This window comes from uncultured Algibacter sp. (assembly GCF_947495925.1).
Classification (GTDB): Bacteria; Bacteroidota; Bacteroidia; order Flavobacteriales; family Flavobacteriaceae; genus Algibacter_E.
The window spans coordinates 395,064-419,007 of record NZ_CANMAU010000003.1 but is presented as its reverse complement, the minus strand read 5'-3'; the positions used below and the strand labels follow the sequence as shown (position 1 = coordinate 419,007).

At 34.6% G+C, this 23,944-nt stretch carries 23 protein-coding genes; 14 read left to right on the top strand and 9 right to left on the bottom strand.

Going from position 1 to position 23,944, the window contains the following annotated elements:
* Positions 1-66: 66 nt before the first annotated feature.
* The 6 genes from dsrP to Q0857_RS08150 all read right to left on the bottom strand — a co-directional run bounded on the left by dsrP (position 67) and on the right by Q0857_RS08150 (position 6,645).
* Positions 67-1,287 (bottom strand): sulfate reduction electron transfer complex DsrMKJOP subunit DsrP, encoded by a 1,221-nt coding sequence (gene dsrP, locus Q0857_RS08175; protein WP_298533674.1) that lies wholly within the window; start codon positions 1,285-1,287, stop codon positions 67-69.
* 231 nt (positions 1,288-1,518) lie between these two features.
* Positions 1,519-2,664 carry a 4Fe-4S dicluster domain-containing protein gene (locus Q0857_RS08170; protein WP_298533672.1) on the bottom strand — a complete coding sequence of 382 codons (1,146 nt, stop codon included), beginning with the start codon at positions 2,662-2,664 and terminating at the stop codon, positions 1,519-1,521.
* A 2-nt stretch (positions 2,665-2,666) separates the two neighbouring features.
* Positions 2,667-3,287 (bottom strand): cytochrome c3 family protein, encoded by a 621-nt coding sequence (locus Q0857_RS08165; RefSeq protein ID WP_298533671.1) that lies wholly within the window; start codon positions 3,285-3,287, stop codon positions 2,667-2,669.
* Entirely contained in the window at positions 3,280-3,981 is a 702-nt protein-coding gene (locus Q0857_RS08160; protein ID WP_298533668.1) for a multiheme c-type cytochrome, read from the bottom strand. The genes Q0857_RS08165 and Q0857_RS08160 overlap by 8 nt, the downstream gene beginning before the upstream one ends.
* A gap of 92 nt (positions 3,982-4,073) precedes the next feature.
* On the bottom strand, positions 4,074-6,401 hold the full coding sequence (locus tag Q0857_RS08155) for a molybdopterin-dependent oxidoreductase (RefSeq protein ID WP_298533667.1): 2,328 nt from the start codon (positions 6,399-6,401) through the stop codon (positions 4,074-4,076).
* A 7-nt stretch (positions 6,402-6,408) separates the two neighbouring features.
* Entirely contained in the window at positions 6,409-6,645 is a 237-nt protein-coding gene (locus tag Q0857_RS08150) for a hypothetical protein (RefSeq protein ID WP_298533665.1), read from the bottom strand.
* Positions 6,646-6,826: 181 nt separating this feature from the next.
* Between Q0857_RS08150 and Q0857_RS08145 the strand changes: the two genes are divergently transcribed.
* From Q0857_RS08145 to Q0857_RS08080, 14 genes are all read left to right on the top strand, one after another.
* Positions 6,827-8,005: a molybdopterin molybdotransferase MoeA gene (locus Q0857_RS08145; protein WP_298533664.1), complete on the top strand. Its 1,179-nt coding sequence runs from the start codon at positions 6,827-6,829 to the stop codon at positions 8,003-8,005.
* Between the two features lies 1 nt (position 8,006).
* Positions 8,007-9,146, top strand: a complete 1,140-nt coding sequence (locus Q0857_RS08140; RefSeq protein WP_298533663.1) for an FAD-dependent monooxygenase — start codon at positions 8,007-8,009, stop codon at positions 9,144-9,146.
* Complete coding sequence (locus Q0857_RS08135; protein WP_298533662.1) at positions 9,143-9,481, top strand: winged helix-turn-helix domain-containing protein; 339 nt, start codon at positions 9,143-9,145, stop codon at positions 9,479-9,481. Before Q0857_RS08140 ends, Q0857_RS08135 begins: the two co-directional genes overlap by 4 nt.
* A gap of 49 nt (positions 9,482-9,530) precedes the next feature.
* Positions 9,531-9,884: a four helix bundle protein gene (locus Q0857_RS08130; RefSeq protein WP_298533661.1), complete on the top strand. Its 354-nt coding sequence runs from the start codon at positions 9,531-9,533 to the stop codon at positions 9,882-9,884.
* Between the two features lie 46 nt (positions 9,885-9,930).
* A complete protein-coding gene (locus tag Q0857_RS08125; RefSeq protein ID WP_298533660.1) occupies positions 9,931-10,671 on the top strand; it encodes a sulfite exporter TauE/SafE family protein in 741 nt (246 codons plus the stop codon).
* Positions 10,672-11,256 (top strand): molybdenum cofactor guanylyltransferase, encoded by a 585-nt coding sequence (locus Q0857_RS08120; protein ID WP_298533659.1) that lies wholly within the window; start codon positions 10,672-10,674, stop codon positions 11,254-11,256. It begins immediately after the preceding gene.
* Positions 11,240-11,473 carry a MoaD/ThiS family protein gene (locus tag Q0857_RS08115; protein ID WP_298533658.1) on the top strand — a complete coding sequence of 78 codons (234 nt, stop codon included), beginning with the start codon at positions 11,240-11,242 and terminating at the stop codon, positions 11,471-11,473. Before Q0857_RS08120 ends, Q0857_RS08115 begins: the two co-directional genes overlap by 17 nt.
* A 24-nt stretch (positions 11,474-11,497) precedes the next feature.
* Positions 11,498-12,595, top strand: coding sequence for a molybdopterin-synthase adenylyltransferase MoeB (gene moeB, locus Q0857_RS08110; protein WP_298533657.1), 1,098 nt, complete (start codon positions 11,498-11,500; stop codon positions 12,593-12,595).
* Positions 12,585-13,028 carry a molybdenum cofactor biosynthesis protein MoaE gene (locus tag Q0857_RS08105; protein ID WP_298533656.1) on the top strand — a complete coding sequence of 148 codons (444 nt, stop codon included), beginning with the start codon at positions 12,585-12,587 and terminating at the stop codon, positions 13,026-13,028. Before moeB ends, Q0857_RS08105 begins: the two co-directional genes overlap by 11 nt.
* 3 nt (positions 13,029-13,031) lie before the next feature.
* Entirely contained in the window at positions 13,032-13,943 is a 912-nt protein-coding gene (moaCB, locus tag Q0857_RS08100; protein ID WP_298533654.1) for a bifunctional molybdenum cofactor biosynthesis protein MoaC/MoaB, read from the top strand.
* 61 nt (positions 13,944-14,004) lie between these two features.
* A complete protein-coding gene (gene moaA, locus Q0857_RS08095) occupies positions 14,005-15,012 on the top strand; it encodes a GTP 3',8-cyclase MoaA (protein ID WP_298533652.1) in 1,008 nt (335 codons plus the stop codon).
* 29 nt (positions 15,013-15,041) lie between these two features.
* Positions 15,042-15,911 (top strand): AraC family transcriptional regulator, encoded by an 870-nt coding sequence (locus Q0857_RS08090; protein ID WP_298534103.1) that lies wholly within the window; start codon positions 15,042-15,044, stop codon positions 15,909-15,911.
* A gap of 113 nt (positions 15,912-16,024) precedes the next feature.
* On the top strand, positions 16,025-16,762 hold the full coding sequence (locus Q0857_RS08085) for an NnrU family protein (protein WP_298533650.1): 738 nt from the start codon (positions 16,025-16,027) through the stop codon (positions 16,760-16,762).
* A 24-nt stretch (positions 16,763-16,786) separates the two neighbouring features.
* A complete protein-coding gene (locus Q0857_RS08080; protein ID WP_298533648.1) occupies positions 16,787-17,332 on the top strand; it encodes a hypothetical protein in 546 nt (181 codons plus the stop codon).
* Positions 17,333-17,388: 56 nt separating this feature from the next.
* Here Q0857_RS08080 and Q0857_RS08075 read toward each other — a convergent pair whose 3' ends face one another.
* The 3 genes from Q0857_RS08075 to Q0857_RS08065 all read right to left on the bottom strand — a co-directional run bounded on the left by Q0857_RS08075 (position 17,389) and on the right by Q0857_RS08065 (position 23,939).
* The gene (locus Q0857_RS08075; RefSeq protein ID WP_298533645.1) at positions 17,389-18,825 is read right to left on the bottom strand and encodes a rubredoxin domain-containing protein; all 1,437 of its coding nucleotides are present in this window, start codon (positions 18,823-18,825) and stop codon (positions 17,389-17,391) included.
* Complete coding sequence (locus tag Q0857_RS08070) at positions 18,825-22,346, bottom strand: nitrate reductase (protein WP_298533643.1); 3,522 nt, start codon at positions 22,344-22,346, stop codon at positions 18,825-18,827. The genes Q0857_RS08075 and Q0857_RS08070 overlap by 1 nt, the downstream gene beginning before the upstream one ends.
* Positions 22,347-22,511: 165 nt before the next feature.
* Entirely contained in the window at positions 22,512-23,939 is a 1,428-nt protein-coding gene (locus Q0857_RS08065; protein WP_298533641.1) for an MFS transporter, read from the bottom strand.
* Positions 23,940-23,944: the final 5 nt, after the last annotated feature.

Below are 23,944 nucleotides of genomic sequence, written 5' to 3'. Positions count from 1 at the left end.
AAAAAACACCAACCGAAATTAATCAATTGGTGTTTTTAGTACATCTAAAATGTCAAATTTGTAACACTATTTTTTCTTATACCGTAGTTTCCCTAGTTCTATACCAATGGCAGTTTTAGCTAAAATGGTAAACACAAAAGCCCCTAAAGCCCAAATTCCGAGCGTGACCCCAACCTCTATTTTAGTGGGTAAATATTCTGCAATCTTACCATAAGGCCCTGGGATAAAACCGGGAACAATCAATCCGAATCCTTTTTCTATCCAAATGGCAATAAACAAAATAAAACAACAGAAGAACAGTACTTTAAAATTATTTCTAAGCTTATGAAAGGTTAGTAATACGGTGGCCAAAACATTTAAAGGAATAGCCGTCCATATCCAAGGCAGTAAAGCATCTTTCCCGTGTAAACCAAAGAACAAATAATAAGCACTTTCACTATGGTGTGTTGGCGCATAAAACTCTTTAAACAACTCAGAAACCAGCATTATTAAATTTATCTGAGCAGCCACAGTAACCACCATGGCAATTTTTTTAATGGTTTTATCTTGTATTTTAAATTCGGTACAATTTCTAATAATAGCTAACACCAAAATAATTAAAGCAGGACCCGCTGCAAATGCCGAAGCTAAAAAACGTGGTCCTAACAAAGCATTATTCCAAAACGGACGTGCCTGTAAACCTTGATATAAAAATGCAGTTACTAAATGAATCGCAACAGCCCAAAACACAGATAAAATAGCCCCCGGAACATAAACACTAGATTTTGATTCCTTGCCTTGATAATGTCTAAACAAAATATAAAACGGAATGGTAATGTTTAAAAACAAGTACCCATTAAGTACCAAAACATCCCAAGTTAACATAGAATTCGGGAAATTAAACACTCCAATACCAGGGAGCATATGCCATAAAACCGATGGACCTCCCATATCTGCAACCACAAAAGCCAAACACATAATTAATGCCGATACCGCAAGTCCCTCTCCTATTAAAACCGCCTGTTTAAAATCTATATCTTTTAGCACATACGTTGGCATTACTAACATAACTGCCGCAGCGGCTACACCAACCAAAAACGTAAAATTAGAAATATACAACCCCCAACTTACACGGTCAGTCATCCCTGTTACACTAAGCCCCTGATCTAACTGTATTGCATAACAATACATTCCAACCAACATAACAAAGGTTAGTACCGCCATCCAAATATGATATCTTCTAGAACCATGCGTTATGGTGTCTAAACTATCTTTAACTAAACTTTTAAAAACTTTTAATCGTCTCATCTAAAATTTTATTATCACTCTTAGTTTTTATTTTTTGGGCGTTACCACAAGGGTCGGGCTTTACGTTACAAGTCCTCGCTCCTGCGTCGCTGTGGGCTTTCCTCTGCAATCCCTAACGCGGGTTTATTTGCTATCTTCCTTTTTCAGCCTTGTTTAATCGTTGAGACGTTTATTCGTTTAACCGACTTAACAATTTAACGATTACACAATTCAACAAATCAACATCTAAATCTAGTCCATAAAATACCAGAACTTAGGCTCGGTCCCTAAATCTTCTTTCAGTCTAAATACTTTCTTATTCTCTAAAACCCATCGTATTGTACTTTCTGGGTCAAGTAAGTTTCCAAATATTCTAGCACCTGTTGGGCAAGCCTCAACACAAGCAGGATTTTTACCCGCTCTAGAACGCTGTACACAAAACGTACACTTCTCCATCACGCCTTTTTTACGCATTCTATTTCCTAAGTAATGCTGATTTTTATTCACTTCAGCTTCTGGCACTTCTGGCTTACTCCAATTAAAACGTCTACCATCATAAGGGCAAGCTGCCATACAATATCTACAGCCAACACACCAATCGTAATCTACAACCACCAAACCATCATCTTCTCTCCACGTTGCTTGTACAGGGCATACCTCTACACATGGCGGATTATCGCAATGAAAGCACTGCGTCCCCATATAAAAATGACCTTCGGCAGGAACTTCGTGGTAATAATTATCATCAGCTTCATCAAAATTAAAGCCTTTACCATCCTTCATTTCATGAATACGGATGTACTGCATTTGCGAATTTCTGTCCTGATTGTTTTCTTCAACACAGGCATTCACACAATCCATATACCCTTGACATTTAGAAATATTAAAAGCGTAACCAAACAGCACATCTTCTTCAGCATTCTTAGAAGACATACTAATGTTTTTACCGGTTCGTAATTGGTACGAGCGGACCAATCTATCTACAGTAGCCTTCTTCTCCTCATCATTCATCAATTTATAGTTACCCTTAAATTGCTCCTCCCAATCTATCTGAGCTTTTTCTTTACTGTCTTCACCACTAATCACGCTACATGATGTACTTACAGCTCCTGCTCCAATCAATAAACTAGCTGTTAACTTTTTAAATGCAGAACGTCTGTCCATTTTAACATCAAATACTTGATCAAAACCGTCCTTTGTACGTTCTTCTCCAATAGATGCATTTATAGCTGCTGCTGCAAATTCCTCCTCTGTTAGTTGTGGCTCTTTTGACTCATGCGAATGCGAACCGTTACCGCCGCAGCCTCCAGAGTTTTTGCCACAAGAACAAGAACCACCAGATGTCTTAGGCTTTGCGCCAAGATTTAATGAAAACCATTTTTTACCATTGCTACTCATACCTATTCTCTTTCTTTTACTTTCTCTGTATTAAAACGTGCTGGCCATCGCGACTCAAAATGAGGTTTATGTGGATTATGACAGTTCACACAGGTCATAGATGCCCTTGGAGGTGCCCACCCACCAATACGCTTACCATGCGCACCACCCTTCCAATCTTCAAACTGTTTAGTGTGGCACTGACTACACAAATTATAACTGTTATTAAAATCTATGGTGTTTCCTGTCAAGCTTTTTAATTCGTCCATATTGTCTGGATTATGGCAGGTTACACAGTTCATTGTGTTACTATTTGCATGATTTAATTTGATGTCCCAGTGCGCTTTCTTTAAATCCTTACTTTGCATTTGTGCTAAAGGTTTTGAATGACACTCGGTACATGCATATGACTTTATTTGTCCTTTACGATCTGGTATTAAAAAGGTATGTCCGTCTTCAGAAATCTCAATAGTTTCGAGTCCTTCTAAATATTTTTCAGATGAAATAGGTGTTCCATGATAATTTTTACTTTCTGCTTCAATACGTTCTGTAACACCATGATACTCTCCTTCTCCGTGCTTACAAGAAAACAAAGCAACAAGGCACAAACCGACTAGAATATATTTATATAGGTTTCTATTCATTTGTAATACTATTAGTTCTTTCAAAAACTTTTATTTCGGTAACCACTTTATCTGTTGGTACGTGACATTGTCTGCAATTAATTCGCTCCGGATGCGACACTCTAATTTCTTTTGGAGCCGCAGGACCTGCATGACAAGACAAACAGTTTTCTCGCATTTGTAATTGATGAGGAATCATTGGTGGCGTTCCAATTAATGCATTGTTCACCCCCACTTTTGGAGCATGTACTTTAGTTGAATTAGCAGCTACAAAAAGAGATTGACTATTTTGTGCTACGTGACATTGTCTGCAACTAATCATTTCAGGATGCGGTGTCACTGGAGCATATGCATTAAGTTTCTCTACAAAACCTCCATTTTGATGACATTGTAAACAGGTATTTCCCCCCAAACTTTTTTCATCTTTAATAGGGTGCGGAACACTTGGCGGTGCACCATAATAAGCTCGGTTGTTATAATATGTATCTAAGGTACGCTGGTGGTTTTCATCAACAGGCATATTTTCGTATTCTAAAGCAAATTCAGAACGTTCAAAAACACCACTCTCCGAAGGAATACTTGTTTGAGTCGAACTATTTTCTTTTATGGGAACATAGCCTTCTTCTTTTCCTTTTTGATAGCTAAAATTCCAGACCATAATAAAGGCAGCAAATAACAACACAAAAAGTGATATGATTCCGAGTCTTTTTTTCATCTAAATAAATTTTCACCACGTTTTTAGGCATCTAACGAACCTACGTTGGTATTGATCTTTTATATTAAACACCCATTACGGGCTTATATTACCTATGCTTTTTCTACTTTAACAGCGCACTTCTTATAATCTGGTTCTTTAGAGATTGGGCAGAAAGCATCCAATGTCACATCATTAATCATCATGTTTTCATCGAAAAACGGCACAAAAACCTGTCCTTTAGTAGGCAATCCTCTCTCATTAATTGATGCCGGTAATACACATGAACCTCTTCGAGATGTTACTCTAATGTTTTCACCATTTCTTATACCTAAAGCTTTAGCATCTTCTGGGTGAAATTCCACGTATGCTTCAGGCATAGCTTTATGCAATACTGGAATTCTGCGTGTCATGGACCCTGTATGCCAGTGTTCTATTACTCGTCCTGTATTTAACCAGAATGGATATTCGTTATCAGGCGACTCTGCAGCAGGTTCATATGGTCTTTGCCAAATAACCGCTTTCCCATCTGGCTTTCCATAAAAATCAAAATCTTTACCTTCAGCGCATGCGGGATCATATTTAGCATTGAAACGCCATTGTGTTGATTTCCCGTTTACATATGGCCAGATAGCTCCCGATTCCTTCTTTAAAACTTCTAAAGGTGCCATACCATGTTTTGCGCCTTCATGAAACTGCCTGTATTCATTATATATTTCTTCAACATGGTTTTCTTCACTATACGGAAACAAATCGCCATAGCCCATACGCTTAGCAACTTCAATAGTCATCCACGCATCTGGTGTGGTTTCTCCCGGACCTTCAACCATTTTATCCCAGTGTTGGGTTCTTCGTTCTGAATTTCCGTACAAGCCACTTTTTTCAATATGCCATGAGGCAGGTAAAATCACGTCTGCCACATCTGAGGTTGGTGTTGGAAATACATCAGAAACTACCACAAAACAAGATTCCTTTTCCATTCCTGGACGATAACGACTGGTTTTAGGTAAGGATACTAATGGATTTGTAACTTGTGTCCATATAAATTTAATATCGCCACGATCTATAGCTCTAAACATTTCAGTGGCATGATATGTTGGTTTTGCTGGAATCCTTTCTACAGGAACTTTCCATATTTTAGCAGCTAATTCTCTATGCTTCGGATTCATTACTACCCCTTTAGGCAGCTTGTGCGTAAATGTTCCTACCTCACGAGCTGTTCCACAAGCTGATGGCTGACCTGTTAATGAAAAAGGACCATTTCCTGGTTGTGAAATCTTCCCCGTTAATAAATGAATATTGTACACTAAATTATTCATCCAAGTTCCTCTAGTATGCTGATTCATTCCCATACACCAATAGGAAACCACTTTTTTATTTGGGTCGCCATATATAGAAGCTAAATACTTAATATCTTTAACAGATACTTTTGAATATTGGGCTACTTTTTCAGGAGTATAATCTTCTAGAAATTCTTTATAAGCTGCAAAATCTATTTTTTCAGGTTTGTCTTTAAACTTAAACTTATCTTCAGTACCATAACCTATATTAGTAAGTCCTTTACTGAAATTACAATGTTTTTCAACAAAAGATTTATTAATCCATCCATTATTTATAATCTCATAGCAAATAGCATTAGCCACGGCTAGATCGGTTTGAGGCTCGAATAAAATAGATTTATTTGAAGCGGTACTAGAACGCGATGTTCGTGTGGCAAAATCTATAATTTTAGCACCTCGTCTTGTTTTTTGCTCTAACATTCTAGAAAATAAAACAGGGTGCATTTCCGCCATATTATTTCCCCATGTAATAAAATAATCCGCATGGTCTATATCTTCATAACAACCCATGGGCTCATCTGCTCCAAAAGTGGTCAAAAACCCAGCAACCGCACTTGCCATACACAAACGGGCATTACAATCTAAATTATTAGTCCCTATAGCTCCTTTCATTAATTTAGAAGCTACATACCCCTCAGGAATTGTGGATTGACCAGAAGTATACATCGCAACAGAATCTTTACCATGCGCTGCAATGGTTTCCTTCATTTTATTAGCAACAATATCTAAGGCTTCATTAATAGGTGTTTGAACGTATTTTCCGTTTTTCTTTACCAAGGCATGTGTTAACCTGTCTTTGGATTGGATACACATGGTCTGATGATAACCCTTCACACAAAGCAACCCTTTGTTTACAGAACTATTGGGGTCTCCTTTTACAGCTACGGCCTTTCCTTGTTCGGTCCCTACTAAAATCCCACAGCCTACACCACAGAATCTACATGGCCCTTTTTTCCAATCTAAATTTGCGCCATTAGGTATGCCTTCTTCTTGTTCACTAGCGAATAATATTCCCGGAAACATGGATGCCGCAGCCGTCATTGCAGATAACTGCGCCATTTTTTTTATAAAACTTCTTCTGGTTGATAATGAATTGTACATCTGCTTACTAAATTTTTGGACTATTAAAACCTGAAACCATAGCCAACAGCTTTAGGCTATCAATTTTTTCTATTTTCACTTGGAGTAGATCTTCGGAAGCATCGTCCAAAGTATCTGTAACAACTACCAAAACATCTTGATTTGTAGCAGGCATAACCTCACATTCTTTTATTTCTGACAAGGCATTTATTAAATGCTGTTTCTTACCATCATGAGGATGGGCTAAGTAACTTTTTATTGGCATGCTTAGTGTTTTTTATTTCGGACATAAATATCCTGTATTATCGCAGAAAAAAAACTGACAAAAATCAGGTTTTAGTTATTTACAATTGTTCTAAATAGTTATTTGGTAAATTATGACACATGTCATATATCATAAAAAACAGAAATCGTTATATTTGCATATACATAACGATAATTATTTTATGACAACCATTCTAGACGCTATTACAACAGTAAAAAACAACGTCAAACCGCTTTTAAAACCTACCTCTAAAACCGTAGAAAAGGCAGGTGGTTATATACTGTTTGAAGACATCTACTCCCCTATTAACATGCCACCATTCAGACAATCGGCTATGGATGGTTATGCATTACATTTACACAACCACTTAAGCTATAATTTAATTGGCGAGGTAAAAGCTGGTGATGGTCATGAACTCCAACTTAAAAAAGGGGATGCAGTTAGAATATTTACAGGTGCTCCTGTTCCAGATTCGGCAAATGCCATTATGATGCAGGAAAAAGTTGTTGTTAATGGTTCAACAATTTCTATTGAAACTCAAATTCCTTTAGAACATAATATTCGCCCGTTAGGTGAGCAAGTTAAAACTGGTGATGTCGCTTTAAAAAAAGGTACAAAACTCACCCCAGCAGCCATTGGCTATTTAATTTCTTTAGGAATCACAAAAGTTTCGGTATTTAAAAAACCAAATATTGGCATCGTTACCACAGGGAATGAATTGATTGAAGCCGGACAAGAATTACCTCACGGAAAGATATATGAAAGCAATTCTAAAATGTTGTTGAGTGCACTTTACAATTTGAAATACTATGATGTGACACTTTATAAAGTAGAAGACGATTACAGCAAAACTGTTGAAACATTAAGAACCGCCATAAACGATAATGAGTTAGTAATGATTACGGGCGGCATTTCCGTTGGTGATTATGATTTTGTTGGCAAAGCATTAAAAGAACTACAGGTTAAAGAACTGTTTTATAAAGTAAAACAAAAACCAGGAAAGCCTTTGTTTTTTGGTAAAAAAGAATACACACAAATTTTTGCCTTACCTGGAAACCCAGCTGCTGCGTTATCCTGTTTTTATGTCTATGTGTATATCGCTTTACAACAACTCATGAATCGTAATATTTTGGAATTACCTAGAATCAATGCTAAAGCTATTAATAGTTTTCAAAAAAGAGGTGATAGACCACAATTTTTAAAGGGTATTTATCAAAATGATACTGTTGAGGTTTTAGATGGACAGAACTCATCGATGTTGCAAACCTTTGCATTATCTAATGCTTTAATTTTTGTGCCTGCGGAAGTTTCTAAAATAGAGAAGGATGATTTAGTTGAAACTATTTTATTACCGCTATAAAATGGACAAGACAATAAATATTATTGGTGCGGGTATTGGAGGTTTAACAACCGCCATAGCTTTAGAACAAAAAGGATTTAAAACAAGAATTTTTGAGCAATCTGAAAAAATAAAACCGGTTGGTGCTGGTATTATTCTCGCTAATAATGCCATGCAAGTTTACACTAAATTGGGTTTAAACAAAATCATTGAAAGTCATGGTAATGCCATTTCATCTCTTAATATTACAAAGCCTAGCCTCAAACCGCTATCTAAAGCAGATTTAAGTTTTTTTGAAAAAAAGCATAATACGAAGAACATTGCTATTCACAGGGGTGAATTACAACAACTATTAATTAATCAATTAATGTCATCTGAAATACTATTAAACCATAAGTTAGAAGATATCGTTCAAGATAACGATGACTATATATTAAAATTTAACAATAATAAAACTTATAATACGCCAATAGTACTTGGAGCAGATGGCATAAACTCTGTTGTTAGAGACTGTTTATTTCCTAAAAGTGAAATCCGACATGCAAATCAAATCTGTTGGAGAGGCATTACAAATTATACTTTACCCAAAGAATTTAAAAATGAATTGAATGAAGCCTGGGGAAAAGACGAACGCTTTGGTTTTGTTCAAATTTCAGATAGCACAGTATATTGGTATGCCTTAAAATCATTTAAAAAAAATAAAAATGAATTAACTCACACCAATATTGGTAACTACTTTAATGATTATCATTCGTGTATTAAAGACCTCATTAGTGCGACGCCAAAAGAAAAATTAAATACTGCTGAGATTTCAGATTTGAAACCTACAACTACTTGGTATAGAAATAATGTTTGTCTTATTGGTGATGCTGCGCATGCAACAACTCCAAATATGGGGCAAGGTGCTTGTCAAGCTATTGAAGATGCTTTTGTATTTTCAGAATGTTTAGAGACATACGAAACAGATGAAGCGTTTGAAAAGTTTCAAAATATAAGATTACCTAAAGCGCACCATGTTGTAAAAACGAGTTGGTCTATTGGAAAAATGGCTCATATTTCTAATCCTATTCTAATCGGATTAAGAAACAAAATATTACAATTAACACCAACTTCCATTTCCAAAAAACAATATAACAAACTCTTCCAATTATCAAGCATATGAGTTACAAGATAAAAAGCAGAATATGGATTGAGTCCGAAAACAACGTGCTTTTAGGTGAAGGTCGCGTACATTTATTAAAAGCCATTGATGAAACTGGTTCCTTATCAAAAGCGGCAAAGTCCTTAAACATATCCTATAAAAAAGCATGGCAATTATTAGACTCCGTAAATAAATCTGCTAAAAAACCAGTGACAATAAATAGTATTGGCGGTAAAGGTGGCGGTGGTGCAGAACTTACTGAGTATGGCAAATCTTTAGTAAAAGTATTTGACGAGATTAATAGAAATTGTTGGTCGTTTTTAGATAAACAATTGGAGAAAATTAAACAATTATAAATGCCTAAAGTTTAAAATACTTAAAGTGCCTACAGTTAAAAAATTGGTTATGGATAATAAAGAATTTGCTAGAAAATTAGAATATAGAACGAGACAGTTTGGAATATCTATTATCAAATTATCAAGTGCTTTACCTAATTCGATTGAAGCAAAGGTTATCAAAAATCAAATTACAAAATCTGGTACTAGTATAGGCGCAAATTATCGTGAAGCAAACCGATCTCGAAGTAAAAGAGATTTTAAAAATAAGATCAAAATATCTGAAAGTGAAGCAAGTGAGACTGAATATTGGCTGGAAATTATAAAAGATATGAATTGGATTGAAGCTGAGAAACTCAGTCCTATTGTAAAAGAAGTAAAAGAACTTTTAGCACTTTTTACTTCAATAGCAAACAAACTCTAACTTATAACTTTAAATACTTTAGTTCACTTTAGGCACTCAAAAAAAAATGCTACAAAACGAAAACATATACATTTTCCTAGCTATACTACCCATAGTCTCCTTCCTTTATTCTAGTGTAGGTCATGGTGGTGCAAGTGGCTATTTGGCGCTTATGGCATTGTTTTCTTTTGCACCAGAAAGCATGAAACCTACTGCCCTATTACTTAATATTTTTGTTGCGGGTATTTCCTTTTACTACTATTTTAAAGCAGGCCATTTTAACAAGAAACTCTTTTTTGCATTTGCAGTAACCTCAGTACCTCTCTCTTTATTAGGCGGGCGTTTTGATATTGAAGCAACATTATACAAAAAAATATTAGCGGTATTATTAATCTTTGCCATACTTAAAATGCTAAATGTATTTGGGAAAGAGGGCGATGCTATTAAACAAGTAAAAATATGGCAAGGGCTCTTAGTTGGAGCTCTTATTGGCTTTTTCTCTGGACTTATTGGTATTGGAGGGGGCATTATATTAACTCCTCTTATTTTATTATTTCATTGGGGTAAAATGAAAGAGGCAGCAGCTGTATCGGCATTATTTATTTGGGTTAATTCTGCTTCGGCATTGATTGGTCAATTTAGTATTGGTGTTACACTAGAAATAGAATCATTCCTACTTGTAGCAATTGCACTTATTGGAGGTGTATTAGGTGGATATTATGGAAGTAAAAGAATTAACAATCAACGTTTACGATATATTTTAGCCTTTGTATTAATTATAGCCTGTGCTAAATTATTTTTCACATAGATGATAGAAAAAGCAAACATAACAGGTATTATTTTGGCAGGTGGCAAAAGTTCACGGATGGGAACAGATAAAGGTTTTTTAATACTTAATAACAAACCATTTGTTCAATATAGTATTGATGCATTGAGACCATTAGTCTCTGAAATAATCATTGTTTCTGACATTTCAGATTATGATATTTTGGGATTAAAACGTATTAATGACATCACCAAAGATGCTGGACCAGTAGCGGGAATTTCTTCTGGACTTGAGGCTTCAAAAACCGAATATAACTTGATTTTAAGTTGTGATATCCCTTTGATAACATCTGAAGTATTACAAAAACTAATTGATGCTGTTGATGATAAATCTGAAATTATTCAAGCTGAAAGTAATGGCAAAACTATGCCTTTAATTGCGCTATATCCCAAAGAGATAAAAGACATATTCAATACATTTTTACAAAATGATGAACGCAGATTACGTATAGCAATTAAAGCCTGTAATTATAAAAATGTTGCCTTAGCTGAAAAATATCAAATTTCAACAAGCAACGTCAATACAAAAGAAGAATTTAAACAAATAGAAGATGCTTATAACGATTAAATATTTTGGTCTAATAGCTGAAGTAACAAATACCGAAGAGGAGAGTTTAGAGTTTTCTGGGACTACCATTTCTGACTTAGTAAATGCTTTACATTCTAAATATGATTCATTAAAAAACAAAGATTTTCAAATCGCACAAAACCAAGAGTTAGTTGATTTTGAAACAAAACTAACAGGTGATGAAATTGCCTTATTACCTCCTTTTGCAGGAGGGTAATAAACACAAACCATTAAACATCAAATGAATAGATACAACCGACATATCATTTTATCAGAAATTGGTCAAGTAGGTCAAGACAAAATATCCAACGCTAAAGTCTTAGTGATTGGAGCTGGTGGTTTAGGTTGCCCTGTTTTGCAATATCTAACTGCAGCTGGTGTTGGCACTATCGGGATTATCGATTTTGATGTTGTAGAATTATCGAATTTACAACGTCAGGTGCTGTATGGTAAATCTTCACTTGGAAAAAACAAAGCACTCGCCGCAAAAGAACGGTTAGAAGATTTAAATGATGCTATTTCAATACAAGCGTATCCTGAACCACTAACCTATCAAAATGCTATTTTATTATTCTATCAATACGATATTATTGTTGATGGCTCAGATAATTTTGAAACACGTTACTTAGTGAATGACGCTTGTATTATTACTAAAACCCCTTTAGTTTTTAGCGCTATTTATAAGTTTGAAGGTCAGGTTTCTGTTTTCAATTATAAAGATGGCCCTAGTTACCGTTGCCTGTTTCCTTCTCCTCCAAAAAAAGATACCGTACCTAATTGTTCTGAAATTGGTGTTATTGGAGTGCTCCCAGGAATCATAGGGAGTATGCAAGCCAATGAGGTATTAAAAATCATTCTTGGTATAGGCAATACACTTTCAGGTAAATTACTCTGCTACAATGCTTTAAATAATCAAACTTCAACCTTAAAAATAAAACGAAATGATATGGTAATTCAAACTGTTTTGAATGAAAAAGTCAGTTTTAAGGATCAAAAAACAAGTTTCAATTGCGTTAATGAAGACCAAGATGTTTCATTTGAAAACATCTATTTAGAAGATCACATTCAATATGTAGATGTAAGAGAACCCCATGAACAACCTAAAGTTAATAATCTCAATACCAAACTTATACCTTTAAGTGTGTTAGAAAAAAACTTAGACCAAATTGATACTTCTAAAAAGACCGTTCTTTTCTGCCAGTCTGGTATGCGAAGTAAAAAGGCAGTCGAAATTTTAAAAGAACGCAATATTAATAATTGTTTTAGCTTAATTGAAGGCGCCACAGAAATAAATAACTATTTAAAAGAACAACATAAAATACTATCTAATGACAAATAAAAAACCAAAAAATGTATTTAGAGAAGGTCCTATATCTTCCGATTTTATAGGTAACTCCATATACAAGCATCAAACCAAAACAAGCATTGGTGCTCATAATATTTTTTTAGGTCAAGTTCGTGCTGATAAAATAGATGGCAAAACAGTTTCGGCAATTGATTATACAGCTTACGAAGACATGGCGAACCAAAAATTTCATGAGATTCGAGAAGCTGCTTTTGAAAAATTCGATTTAACATGCATGCACATTTACCATAGTTTAGGAATTGTAAAAGCAGGCGAAATATGCTTATTCGTTTTTGTATCCTCACCTAGAAGAAAAGTGGTTTTTAAAGCTTTAGAATACATAGTTGAAGCTATAAAAGCAGATGTTCCGGTTTTTGGAAAGGAAATATTTGAAGATGAGTCACATCAATGGAAAGTAAATAGTTAGAAAATGGTAGACATTACACATAAAAGCACGACGCTAAGAACAGCAGTAGCCCAAGCGGTTGTAAAAGTTAGCAAATCTGAAACCATTACTGCTATTGAAAATGATACTGTTCCAAAAGGCAATGTATTTGCTATGAGTAAGGCAGCGGGGTTATTAGGTGTTAAACGTACTCCGGATATATTACCTGATTGTCACCCCTTACCTATTGAGTTTACTGGTATTGAATATAAAGTTGATGGCTTAGAAATTACTGTGATTTTTACGGTAAAAACTATTTACAAAACAGGAGTTGAAGTTGAAGCTATGCATGGCGCCAGTGTTGTTGCTTTAAACATGTACGACATGTTAAAACCTATTGATAAAGGTATTGAAATACACGCTATAAAGCTGCTTAAGAAAAAAGGTGGTAAATCTGATTTTAGAGATAAGTTCAGAAAAGATTTAAGAGCTGCAGTTGTAGTATGTAGCGATACTATTTCTGCTGGTCATAAAGAAGATAAAGCAGGAAAAGCTATTATTAGTAAACTTGAAAGTTGTGATGTAAAAATCTCTGAATACGTTATAATTCCTGATGAAATTGAAGATATTCAGCAAAAAGCAAAAGGGTATCAAGAACAAGGCATAGATTTAGTAATTTACACAGGCGGCACTGGACTCTCAGGAAGAGATGTGACACCAGAAGCTTTACTTCCTTTATTAGACAGACGAATTCCAGGTATTGAAGAAGCGATTAGAAATTATGGACAAGGGCGTATGCCATTTGCGATGCTATCGAGAAGTTTAGCAGGGACTTTAGGAGATACCCTAGTATTAGCATTACCTGGTTCAACCAACGGTGCAAAAGAATCTATGGATGCTATTTTTCCTGCCGTATTACACAGTTTTAGAATTTTAAAAGGTGCTAGACATGACTAAAATGTTTATTTGTGCATCGTTAAATCGTTAAACCGATTAAACAATTAAACGGAGCGAAGATATGAGCGACACTACAAACATATTACAAGACTTACATGGCAGAGATCATGCTTATTTACGTATTTCGTTAACAGAACGTTGTAATTTACGGTGTACCTATTGCATGCCTGCAGATGGCGTACCACTTTCTCCCAAAAGTCATTTAATGACTTATGAAGAAATCTTCAATATTGCGAAAACCTTCGTAGATCATGGGGTAACCAAAATAAGATTAACTGGAGGAGAGCCTCTTGTTAGAAAAGATATTCCAATAATTTTAGAAAAATTAGCAACACTTCCTGTGGAGCTTTCTATCACCTCAAATGCTGTAATTATTGATAGATTTATCGATATTCTAAAAGCAAATGGTGTCAATAAGATCAATGTAAGTCTAGATTCTTTAGATGCTTCAAAATTTAAGCATATTACGCGTCGTCATGAATTCCAAAAGGTTTATGACAATATTCTACTTCTTGTAAAAGAAGGCTTTACGGTAAAAGTAAATGCTGTTCTAATGAAAGGTTTTAATGATAATGAAATTATAGATTTTATTCATTTCACTAAAGATTTACCTATTTCTATTAGGTTTATAGAATTTATGCCTTTTGATGGTAATAAATGGGATATGAGTAAGCTAGTATCCTATAATGAAGTTATGGAATATGTAAATAAATCGTTTCCTAAAGATCAAATAAAACGTTTACAAGATGCCCCAAACGACACCTCCAAAAACTATAAAATAAAAGGTTACAAAGGAAGTTTTGCGATAATTAGTTCAGTTACTAATCCATTTTGCGATTCTTGTAATAGATTGCGCTTAACGGCAAACGGGCAATTAAAAAACTGTTTATTTTCTTCTGCCGAATCTGATTTATTAACTACGCTACGTACTGGAAAATCTATTGAACCTATAATACAAAAAGCGGTACAAGCTAAATTTAAAGTTCGTGGCGGAATGGATACTTTGCAAAAACTACAAGAGCCAAAATTGCACAACAATAATAGAAGTATGATTACTATTGGTGGGTAGTTTTCAAAAGATTATTACTAAATTTGAATATGACACTTGATGTTTTCGAATATTTTAAAAACGACCCAAAGAATAATAAACTAATTGGTGATGACTATTTATTTGTAGAATACAAATGCCCTATAGACATTGAAAAGTTTAAATTATGGACGGACACTCCTTTTATAACCTACGTTATTAGTGGAAAAAAAGATTGGACCTCTGTTAATAAAACCTACCCTTTACATTCTGGAGAAGCGCTCTTTATAAGAAAAGGTATTTACAACACAAAACAGTATTTTGAGGAAGACTACTGTACCATTCTTTTTTTTATAACCGAAGATTTTATTAGAAATTTTATAAGTAAAAATGAATCGTTACTTAACAAAATAAGTACTAAATACGAAAAGGACAATCAAATATTCCCCATAGACGTTTCCGATTCTTTAAACTCGCTTTTCTTATCGGTGTTTAGTTATTTTAATATGAGCGGTGAAATTCCCAAAGAACTGGTTGAGATTAAATTCAATGAATTACTTTTCAATATCGCTTTAAATAAAAAGAACGATGACCTGTTGTCCTTTTTTCATTCGCTTAAACAAATTGAAAAAACGAATATCAACGATATCATGATGAAAAATTTTCATTACGATTTACAGCTGGAGGAGTTCGCAAGGCTTTGCGGAAGAAGTCTGTCTACCTTCAAAAGAGACTTTAAAGCTTTTTTCAAAGAAACACCTGGCAAATGGCTGATAAACAAAAGACTAGAGTATTCAAAAACATTACTTAAGAATTCAGAATTAAACATAAGTGAGGTTTGCTATGAGAGTGGTTTCAAAAACACCTCTCATTTTAACAGTAGCTTTAAACAAAAATTTAATCTACCCCCAAACCAGTTTAGAAAACGTCATTCAGCCTAAAAACTATTAGTCTTCCTTCCTGTGAACCTTAGAATAAACTTATTGAACTTTTAAGAAAGTTCTAAACGACATTCTAGTGATACTTTTGACATATAATTTAAAACCAACATGTCATGAAAAAAGTATTAATGTTCTCTTATTCTGTAATTGCTTACCTAATTGGCTTCGCCTCGTTACTGCTATGGATAATTTCTGTTAGCCATATAATTCCTGAAATATCCATTGATCAAACCCCTACAAAGCCTTTCTTTCATGCCTTAATTAAAAACCTAGGTCTGGTATTATTATTTGGTCTGCAACATAGTATTATGGCACGTCAATTTTTTAAAAATACCTTTGAAAAATATTTCCCCAAACCAATTGAACGCAGCACTTTTGTTTTGGTTTCTGGACTTTTACTTATTCTACTCGTGTTTCAATGGGAACCTATGGGAGGGACTATATGGAATATTCAAAACGAAAACATCCTGTTTTATTTAATATACGTCTTGTTTTTTACGGGTTGGATAATTCTTTTCATTAGTACATTTCTAATTAATCATTTTGATTTATTTGGCTTAAGACAGACTTTCTTAGAACTTCAAAACAAACCTTACACCAAATTAAAATTCAAGGTGGTATCTTTTTATAAACACGTTAGACATCCCCTATACTTTGGTGGTATTATCGGTCTTTGGGCAACTCCCACTATGACCACCACCCACCTTGTATTCGCATTAAGTCTAACAGCATATTTTATAATAGGAACTTTATTTGAAGAGCATGATTTAAAAAAAGAATTTGGAGAAACTTATAAAAACTATCAAACACAAACCTCAATGCTTATCCCTTTTTTAAAAGGAAAAAATTAATTATAAACTAAGACATATATAATCATGAAAACTTTATTATTTACAATAGTAAGCGCATTTATTATAAATACAGCTTATGCGCAACAAAACGACCTAGCGTATTTAAATTCGAATGAATTGGAGACATATAAGCCTTCAATCATTAAGAAGAACGTAATCAAAACAAACACAAATCATTATTACAAAACTATATTTAACAATAACACATCCAAACATGTTGCTAATCTTGAAAAGGAGATTCTAAATTACAAAATAAAGAATGAGGCAATCTACAATGCTACGGAAGCTGCTTCCTACCAAGTGAAATTTAAAAGAAAAAATGCCAGAGCTCTGGTAACCTATAGCAATTCTGGAGAAATACTTTCCTCAAATGAAATTTACCATAATATTAAAGTACCTTATGAAATAAGTGTTTCCATAGCCAAATCATTCCCAGGATGGGCACTTGAAAAAAGCACACTTAAGATAGCTTACGATCACACTAAGACTCTAAAAAAAGTTTATATGATTGTTATTAGGAAGGACGGACTAAATAAACATATTGAGTTTGATAACATGACTCTCAACTAGATTATTCAAATATTAAGAAAAGCGGAACGCAAGTTCCTCTTTTCTTTTCTATTCGATTAAGACGATTTTACTAAAACCTTCTTCTCGAAACTACTTTTTGGTGCTTCGCAAAGTGAGCACTCATAAGTTTCTGATAACGCTTCAAAAGGTGTATTAGGCTCAATATCCTGCGTAATATCACCATAAACCTCATTATATACGGTTAAGCAATGCGAACATTGATATACCTCCTCTTCGTAAGATTCCTTAATAACATTATTCGTGCTTTCCTCGTCTCTTTCTGCTCCTAATTGCTCAAAATACAACTGGCTAAGTTCCATCAACAAACCAGGTAATTCAACTTTGTCTACATCTTGAACATGCATAATATATTCTCGTGAATTAGGATCAAAGTTTTTAGCATACAGTAAGTTATAAGTATCCCTTACTGTAAAACCTCCTTTTAATTCTGGTTGTTTATTTTTCTCAATAACTATAGACGTGAAATTATAGGTATCACTTTCATAGTTCGTAATTCCAAAGGTTAAACCGTAGGTACTGATATCATTTTGATCAAAGTTGGTAACTAAATACTTTTTGAGACTCAGAGCTTCTTTATCATTTACTGGTAAATGCCAATTCATCTCCAACATAGAATGACGCACGTTAATACCAAACTTACCTAAAAACTTTTCCCATTGTAATTTTGATTTTAATGGAATCCCCTTAACGATAAAAGATTTCCATGGGGTAATTGATATTTTACCAATCTTGTTTTCAGAGCACAACTCACACATGGCTTTTAAAAAGGGAATATCGTAGCGGTTATTCCTCCAATAGAGGCCTAACCAATATCTATCTGGACCAATTCTATTCATACCCTCATAATATGGAAATGGATAAAACGGCACTTCCAGAGGCTTATCTACGGTTCTATTATTGGTGTCTACAGCATCACTAACCAAATCAAAAACCATTTCTATAGTTTCAGGTTCTTCAATTAATATGTTTTCAATAGCCAATTCAATTTTATCCATATCCCAACTATAAATAAGGGCAGGGTACATTCTTGTCTTTTCCCAACCAGGGAGCCTTACGTATAAATACCAATAATCTTCGTGCACAGAAGCAATAAAATTAATGTTCCCTGTATATAAAGGGACTAGGCGCTGCTTCGGATCAATCACATTAATACGCAACTTTGGGTTGTGCTTAAATTGCTCTAAAACGTATAAATATTTATCACTTGTAAGCCATGGCGTACTTGGCAATATTTCAGAAGACACATAGGACGATGCAATATTTTCTACTCCATCTCTTTTTGGCTTTACAAACTTAATTTTATCAAATTGATTAAACTTAGTCTCATCTATTTGTTCAGGAAAAATAACATCTTGTCGCGAACCAAAAGATATAGCATCTAAACCTAGAGCTTCTGCTGCCTCACAAATATATTTTAGTTCACCAGGAGATAACACCCCTCCATTGATTCTTAATCTATACGGTTCTTCCATTATACTAATACTTTTGAATTTTGAAGGATCTCTCGAACTTCTGTTTTACAACTTCCACAGCCTAAACCAGCACCTGTTTTATTACAAAGCTCTGTAAAATCAGTACACCCGCTTGTTATAACTTCTTCAATATTACCTACTCCAACTTGACTGCATGAACATACTAGTTTACCCAAAACAGGAACATCATTTGAAGATCCTCTAAGCAATTTATCTCGCTTATCGGCCATCTCTATTTTACTCTCTATCATAGTTTTAAACTCGGCAAACTCGTTCTTGTCTCCCATTAAAACTGCTCCTAAGAGTAAATCATCTTTTACAATACATTTCTTGTAATATCGTTTTTTAATATCTGTAAAGATAATTTCTTCATAACTATCGTCATTTTCCGGAACATTAATTTCTCCAATACTACAAAGGTTCAAATCATTGAATTTAAGAATGTTCATTAGCACAGAACCTCTGTAAGAACAGCTAATATCTCCAGCTATAAAATTTGCTAATATATTAGCTTGTTCTTCAGCTGCCGATGTTATTCCAAACAACTGGTTATTAAACTCTGCAATTTCTCCTATGGCAAAGATATCTGGATCGGAGGACTGAAGATGCTGATTTACCTTAACGCCTCTACTGCATAATATACCATTTTCTCTAGCTATTTCAACGTTAGGAATCGTCCCAATAGCATAAACTATGGCGTTAGCTGTGATTAATTTTCCACTCTTTAAGGTAATATTCAATTCTTTAGTATCCTCATCATCAAACACGGTACTTACCTCATTATCAAAATAGATTTGAATACCACGCTCTTGCACATCTAAAGCCAATAGTTTACTTGAAATCTTATCTAATTGACGTTCCATTAAGCGTGAAGCCCTTTGTACAATAGTTATTTTAGCATTTTTATGCTTCATCGCAGCTGCAAGCTCTAAACCTAATAACCCTCCTCCTACTATTACAACATGTTGCTCTTCTGGAGGCAATCCTGTAGCATCTAAATAAGATTTAAACTTATCGGCATCAATTTTGTTTCGCATAGTAAATCGCCCCGGTAAATCTATCTGGACATCTTTAGGAATAAATGCGCGACTACCTGTAGCCAATATAAGTTTATCGAAACTATGCTCTTCATGCTTATTATCAATAACAACCTTATTCTTTTTATCTATACTAGCGATAAACGTCTCGGGATGCAAATGAATATTTAACTTGCTTAGTTCTTTTTCTTTAATCTTTAGTAACTGTTCCCATGTTAATTCTTCTGTTACATATTCAGGCAATAAAACCCTGTTATAGAATAAATTAGGCTCTTTTGAAAATACATGAATTTCATCAACTTCATTATATTCTCTATAATTTTGCACAAATCTAAAGGCTGCTGCTCCTGCTCCCGCTATAATAATTTTTTCTACTGCTTTTTTATACTTCGAAACTGCAACACGTGTAAACTTAAAATCGGGTTCTTTTGATGTTGGATCGACATGCGTATTGGTTAAATTATTAGCTCTATTTAAATTACTTTGCAGTTGTTTCCCCCAATGCATTGGTAAAAACACCACGCCTTTTTTAATTGTATCGGTAATTTTAGCACGTACTCTTACCTCACCATTTTCACCTTTTATTTCGGTAATATCGCCATCCTTGATTTTATATAAATAAGCATCAACTGGGTTAATTTCTAAAACTGGGGTTGGATAATGCGTTTTTAATCGAGACACCTTCCCTGTTTTAGTCATGGTATGCCATTGATCCCTTATGCGCCCTGTTGTTAATATTAAAGGGAAGTCATCATTTGGTAAATCAGAGGTATTTTGAATTGAGCTCGGTAGATTAAACTGTGCTTTCTGAGATGGTGTATAAAACTTTTTATCTTCAAAAAGCCTTGGAGTTCCTTGATGCCTGTGCTCTGGTACGGGCCATTGAAATGTGCCTTCTGTTTTCAGTCTATCATAATTCAAAAAGGATATGTCAATGTTGGTACCTTTGGTCATTGAAGCATACTCATCATAAATCTCGCTCGCATTATTAAAGTTAAACCCTCTAAAGCCCATGCGTTGCGCAAAGTCACAAAATATTTCAACATCTGCTCTTGCTTCACCAGGTGCTTCTATTTCTTTAGGTAAATAAGAAATTCGCCTTTCAGAATTTGTCATCGTTCCTTCCTTCTCTAGCCATCCTGCTGCTGGTAAAACCAAATCGGCAAAACCTACGGTATCCGACTTATGAGAAATCTCTTGAACCACGACGAATTTAGCATTCTTCATGGCTTTTTCAACCCTATTCAAGTTTGGTAAACTTACTAAAGGGTTTGTACATGCAATCCAAACTGCTTTTAGTTTTCCACTTTCTAAAGCATCAAACATTTCGGTAGCGGTTAATCCAGGTTTCGGATTTATTTTATCTACACCCCAAAACTGAGCAACCTCACGACGATGTTCCTCATTCATTAAATCCTTATGAACCGCTAGTAAATTTGCCATCCCTCCTACTTCACGCCCTCCCATAGCATTGGGCTGACCTGTTAAAGAAAAAGGACCTGCTCCTGGTTTTCCTACTTGCCCAGTAATTAATGACAAGTTTAAAAGGGATACGTTTTTATCGGTACCTACAACGCTTTGATTAAGCCCCATAGCCCACATACTTATAAAGCCCTTAGAAAGCCCAATATACTTAGCTGCTTTTTTAATATCATCTTCAGGTACACCACAAATTTTTGATGCTTGTTTTAATGATGTAGACAAGATTAAATCTTTATAACCTTTAAAACCATCGGTGTAATTTGCTATAAAATCCTCATCTATTAATCCGCTTTTATACAAACACCTTCCAATGGCATTGTATAATACAACATCTGTTCCCGGTAGTAATTGCAAATGTAGGTCTGCAAAATTAGCTGTATCCGTTTTACGTGGGTCAATAACTATAATTTTAACCTCAGGATGCTCTTCCTTATGCTTTTCTAATCGTCTGAATAAAATGGGGTGGCACCAAGCCGGGTTAGCACCTGTTATTAAAAACGTATCGGCCAATTCAATATCTGCATACGATATAGGCACACTATCTTCACCGAATGTTTTTTTATAACCAACAACAGCCGAACTCATGCATAATCTTGAATTCGTATCAATATTATTTGTACCAATAAAGCCTTTAGTAAGCTTATTAGCGATATAGTATTCTTCAGTTAAACTTTGGCCAGAAACATAAAAAGCCACACTATCTGGTCCATGCTTTTTTATTATAGATTTAAAAACGCTGGCAGCTCTATCTAATGCATCATCCCAACTTACACGTTCTCTTGGGTGCGATCTACTCCAGCGCATCTCAGGGTACAAAATTCTATCAGAAGTATCATTTGCAACATAATGCAAATTCATCCCTTTTGAACATAACATACCTTTATTGACTGGATGATCCTTATCGCCTTCAACAAAAACTTTGTTGTTATTGTCTTTTTTAACAATAATACCACAGCCTACACCACAGTACGAACACGTTGTTTTTACTTCACTTTTAATCATTCAGACAAACTTTTTATACTAAACTAAGACATTTATTTACCACTTTATATGCTTCAACTTCATTATTTTGAATACCATAAAAAAGGCTCTTTATATTTGTGAATTCATAAAAATGAACTCCTCATATAATCAATTTTACTTTCAACTTGTCGTTCTATAATGGACTTAACTCTTTACTTTAATAGGAATTAAATCTTCAGGATTTATATTAGAATCCTTTTTTGCTACTGCTTCATCCTCAGTTGAAAAACGAATAGCTAAAGAAACTACCGCAGTTACAACCACTATGGTTCCAATTATGAAATAACCACTAGAGACTGCGGTAGCTGAAGCTGCCGATTGAGCAGCTTTTATTGTTTCTTCTCCTAATCCTTGATTAGCAGCAATAGCAGCTTGTTCTGCAACAGCTGATTGTGATTTTAATAACATGGCTGCTAAAAAAGCGCCAACATTACCACCGGCTCCAACTATACCAGAAACAGATCCAATGGCTTTTTTATTAATAAATGGCACTACTGAAAACGTAGCTCCTTCGGCCATTTGAACTGAAAGACTGAATAAAATTAAAAAGCAGATCCCCACAACGATACTTGTTGTCGTAGAAAAGGTCATCAACATTGCACCTTGCACTGCCAAAATACCTGACAAGAATAATACTCTTCCTCTTAGTCCTTTAAGTTTTCCAAATTTATCTCCAAAAAAACCACCTAAAGTTCTAGCAAAAATATTCATTAGTGCAAATGATAAAACAATGTTTCCTGCCGTCGCTCTTTCTAACTGAAACGTGTTTTGAAGATAATCATCCATAGTTCCATAAACAGTTAGTTCGATACCGAAACATGCCGCATATACTAAGAATAAAATCCAAGTTCTATAATCTTTTAACACCGTTCCAAAACCTACTTGATCCTTCTTTTTCTCAATTGCAATACCTGAAGCCTTTAAATCTTTAAAGTTTCCTTGCGGCGTATCTTGAGTAAAAAAGTAATATACCAAGCCCATAAGAAAACAAACCACACCAGCAATAACCATAGAATATCTCCAAGCTTCTCCTTCAGCAACTCCAAAACCAATGACAGCTGCAGCAATAATAGGCATGCCTAATCTATTGGCTCCGCCCCCAAGATTTCCCCAACCTGCAGACGTTGCATTTGCCGTACCAACAATATTTGGAGCGAACATTAATGATGTATGTACTTGGGTAATTACGAAAGAAGCCCCAATAAAACCAATAAACAATCTACACGTTAAGAATTGAGCAGGGGTTTGAACCAACCCACATAAAATTACGGGAATTGCTCCTAACATTAATAACCAAGTGTAACACAGCCTTGGACCATATTTATCACATAATTTACCAATTAGTAAACGAGCAAATACTGTTCCTGTAACCGCCAAAATAATTGAGTTCCATTTTTGATCTGGTGTTAAACCTAGGTCTCTCACTACATCTGGCATAAAAGGCACAATACCAAACCATGAGAAGAAACACAGAAAAAATGATATGGCCGTAATCCAAAATGTACGTATAGAAACGTTTTTAAAGTTTAATAAATTTAAAGTCGTTGATTTAGTTTGCGCTGTAGTATTCATAATTA

Bases quoted from the DNA above. Each gene is read 5' to 3' on its own strand.
- Q0857_RS08070 (WP_298533643.1), bottom strand. From the start codon at position 22,346: ATGATTAAAAGTGAAGTAAAAACAACGTGTTCGTACTGTGGTGTAGGC.
- Q0857_RS08090 (WP_298534103.1), top strand. From the start codon at position 15,042: ATGACACTTGATGTTTTCGAATATTTTAAAAACGACCCAAAGAATAAT.
- Q0857_RS08065 (WP_298533641.1), bottom strand. From the start codon at position 23,939: ATGAATACTACAGCGCAAACTAAATCAACGACTTTAAATTTATTAAAC.
- Q0857_RS08085 (WP_298533650.1), top strand. From the start codon at position 16,025: ATGAAAAAAGTATTAATGTTCTCTTATTCTGTAATTGCTTACCTAATT.
- moaA (WP_298533652.1), top strand. From the start codon at position 14,005: ATGAGCGACACTACAAACATATTACAAGACTTACATGGCAGAGATCAT.
- Q0857_RS08150 (WP_298533665.1), bottom strand. From the start codon at position 6,645: ATGCCAATAAAAAGTTACTTAGCCCATCCTCATGATGGTAAGAAACAG.
- Q0857_RS08120 (WP_298533659.1), top strand. From the start codon at position 10,672: ATGATAGAAAAAGCAAACATAACAGGTATTATTTTGGCAGGTGGCAAA.
- Q0857_RS08080 (WP_298533648.1), top strand. From the start codon at position 16,787: ATGAAAACTTTATTATTTACAATAGTAAGCGCATTTATTATAAATACA.
- Q0857_RS08155 (WP_298533667.1), bottom strand. From the start codon at position 6,401: ATGTACAATTCATTATCAACCAGAAGAAGTTTTATAAAAAAAATGGCG.
- moeB (WP_298533657.1), top strand. From the start codon at position 11,498: ATGAATAGATACAACCGACATATCATTTTATCAGAAATTGGTCAAGTA.
- Q0857_RS08105 (WP_298533656.1), top strand. From the start codon at position 12,585: ATGACAAATAAAAAACCAAAAAATGTATTTAGAGAAGGTCCTATATCT.
- Q0857_RS08135 (WP_298533662.1), top strand. From the start codon at position 9,143: ATGAGTTACAAGATAAAAAGCAGAATATGGATTGAGTCCGAAAACAAC.
- moaCB (WP_298533654.1), top strand. From the start codon at position 13,032: ATGGTAGACATTACACATAAAAGCACGACGCTAAGAACAGCAGTAGCC.
- Q0857_RS08130 (WP_298533661.1), top strand. From the start codon at position 9,531: ATGGATAATAAAGAATTTGCTAGAAAATTAGAATATAGAACGAGACAG.
- Q0857_RS08165 (WP_298533671.1), bottom strand. From the start codon at position 3,287: ATGAATAGAAACCTATATAAATATATTCTAGTCGGTTTGTGCCTTGTT.
- Q0857_RS08115 (WP_298533658.1), top strand. From the start codon at position 11,240: ATGCTTATAACGATTAAATATTTTGGTCTAATAGCTGAAGTAACAAAT.
- Q0857_RS08140 (WP_298533663.1), top strand. From the start codon at position 8,007: ATGGACAAGACAATAAATATTATTGGTGCGGGTATTGGAGGTTTAACA.
- dsrP (WP_298533674.1), bottom strand. From the start codon at position 1,287: ATGAGACGATTAAAAGTTTTTAAAAGTTTAGTTAAAGATAGTTTAGAC.
- Q0857_RS08125 (WP_298533660.1), top strand. From the start codon at position 9,931: ATGCTACAAAACGAAAACATATACATTTTCCTAGCTATACTACCCATA.
- Q0857_RS08075 (WP_298533645.1), bottom strand. From the start codon at position 18,825: ATGGAAGAACCGTATAGATTAAGAATCAATGGAGGGGTGTTATCTCCT.
- Q0857_RS08160 (WP_298533668.1), bottom strand. From the start codon at position 3,981: ATGAAAAAAAGACTCGGAATCATATCACTTTTTGTGTTGTTATTTGCT.
- Q0857_RS08170 (WP_298533672.1), bottom strand. From the start codon at position 2,664: ATGAGTAGCAATGGTAAAAAATGGTTTTCATTAAATCTTGGCGCAAAG.
- Q0857_RS08145 (WP_298533664.1), top strand. From the start codon at position 6,827: ATGACAACCATTCTAGACGCTATTACAACAGTAAAAAACAACGTCAAA.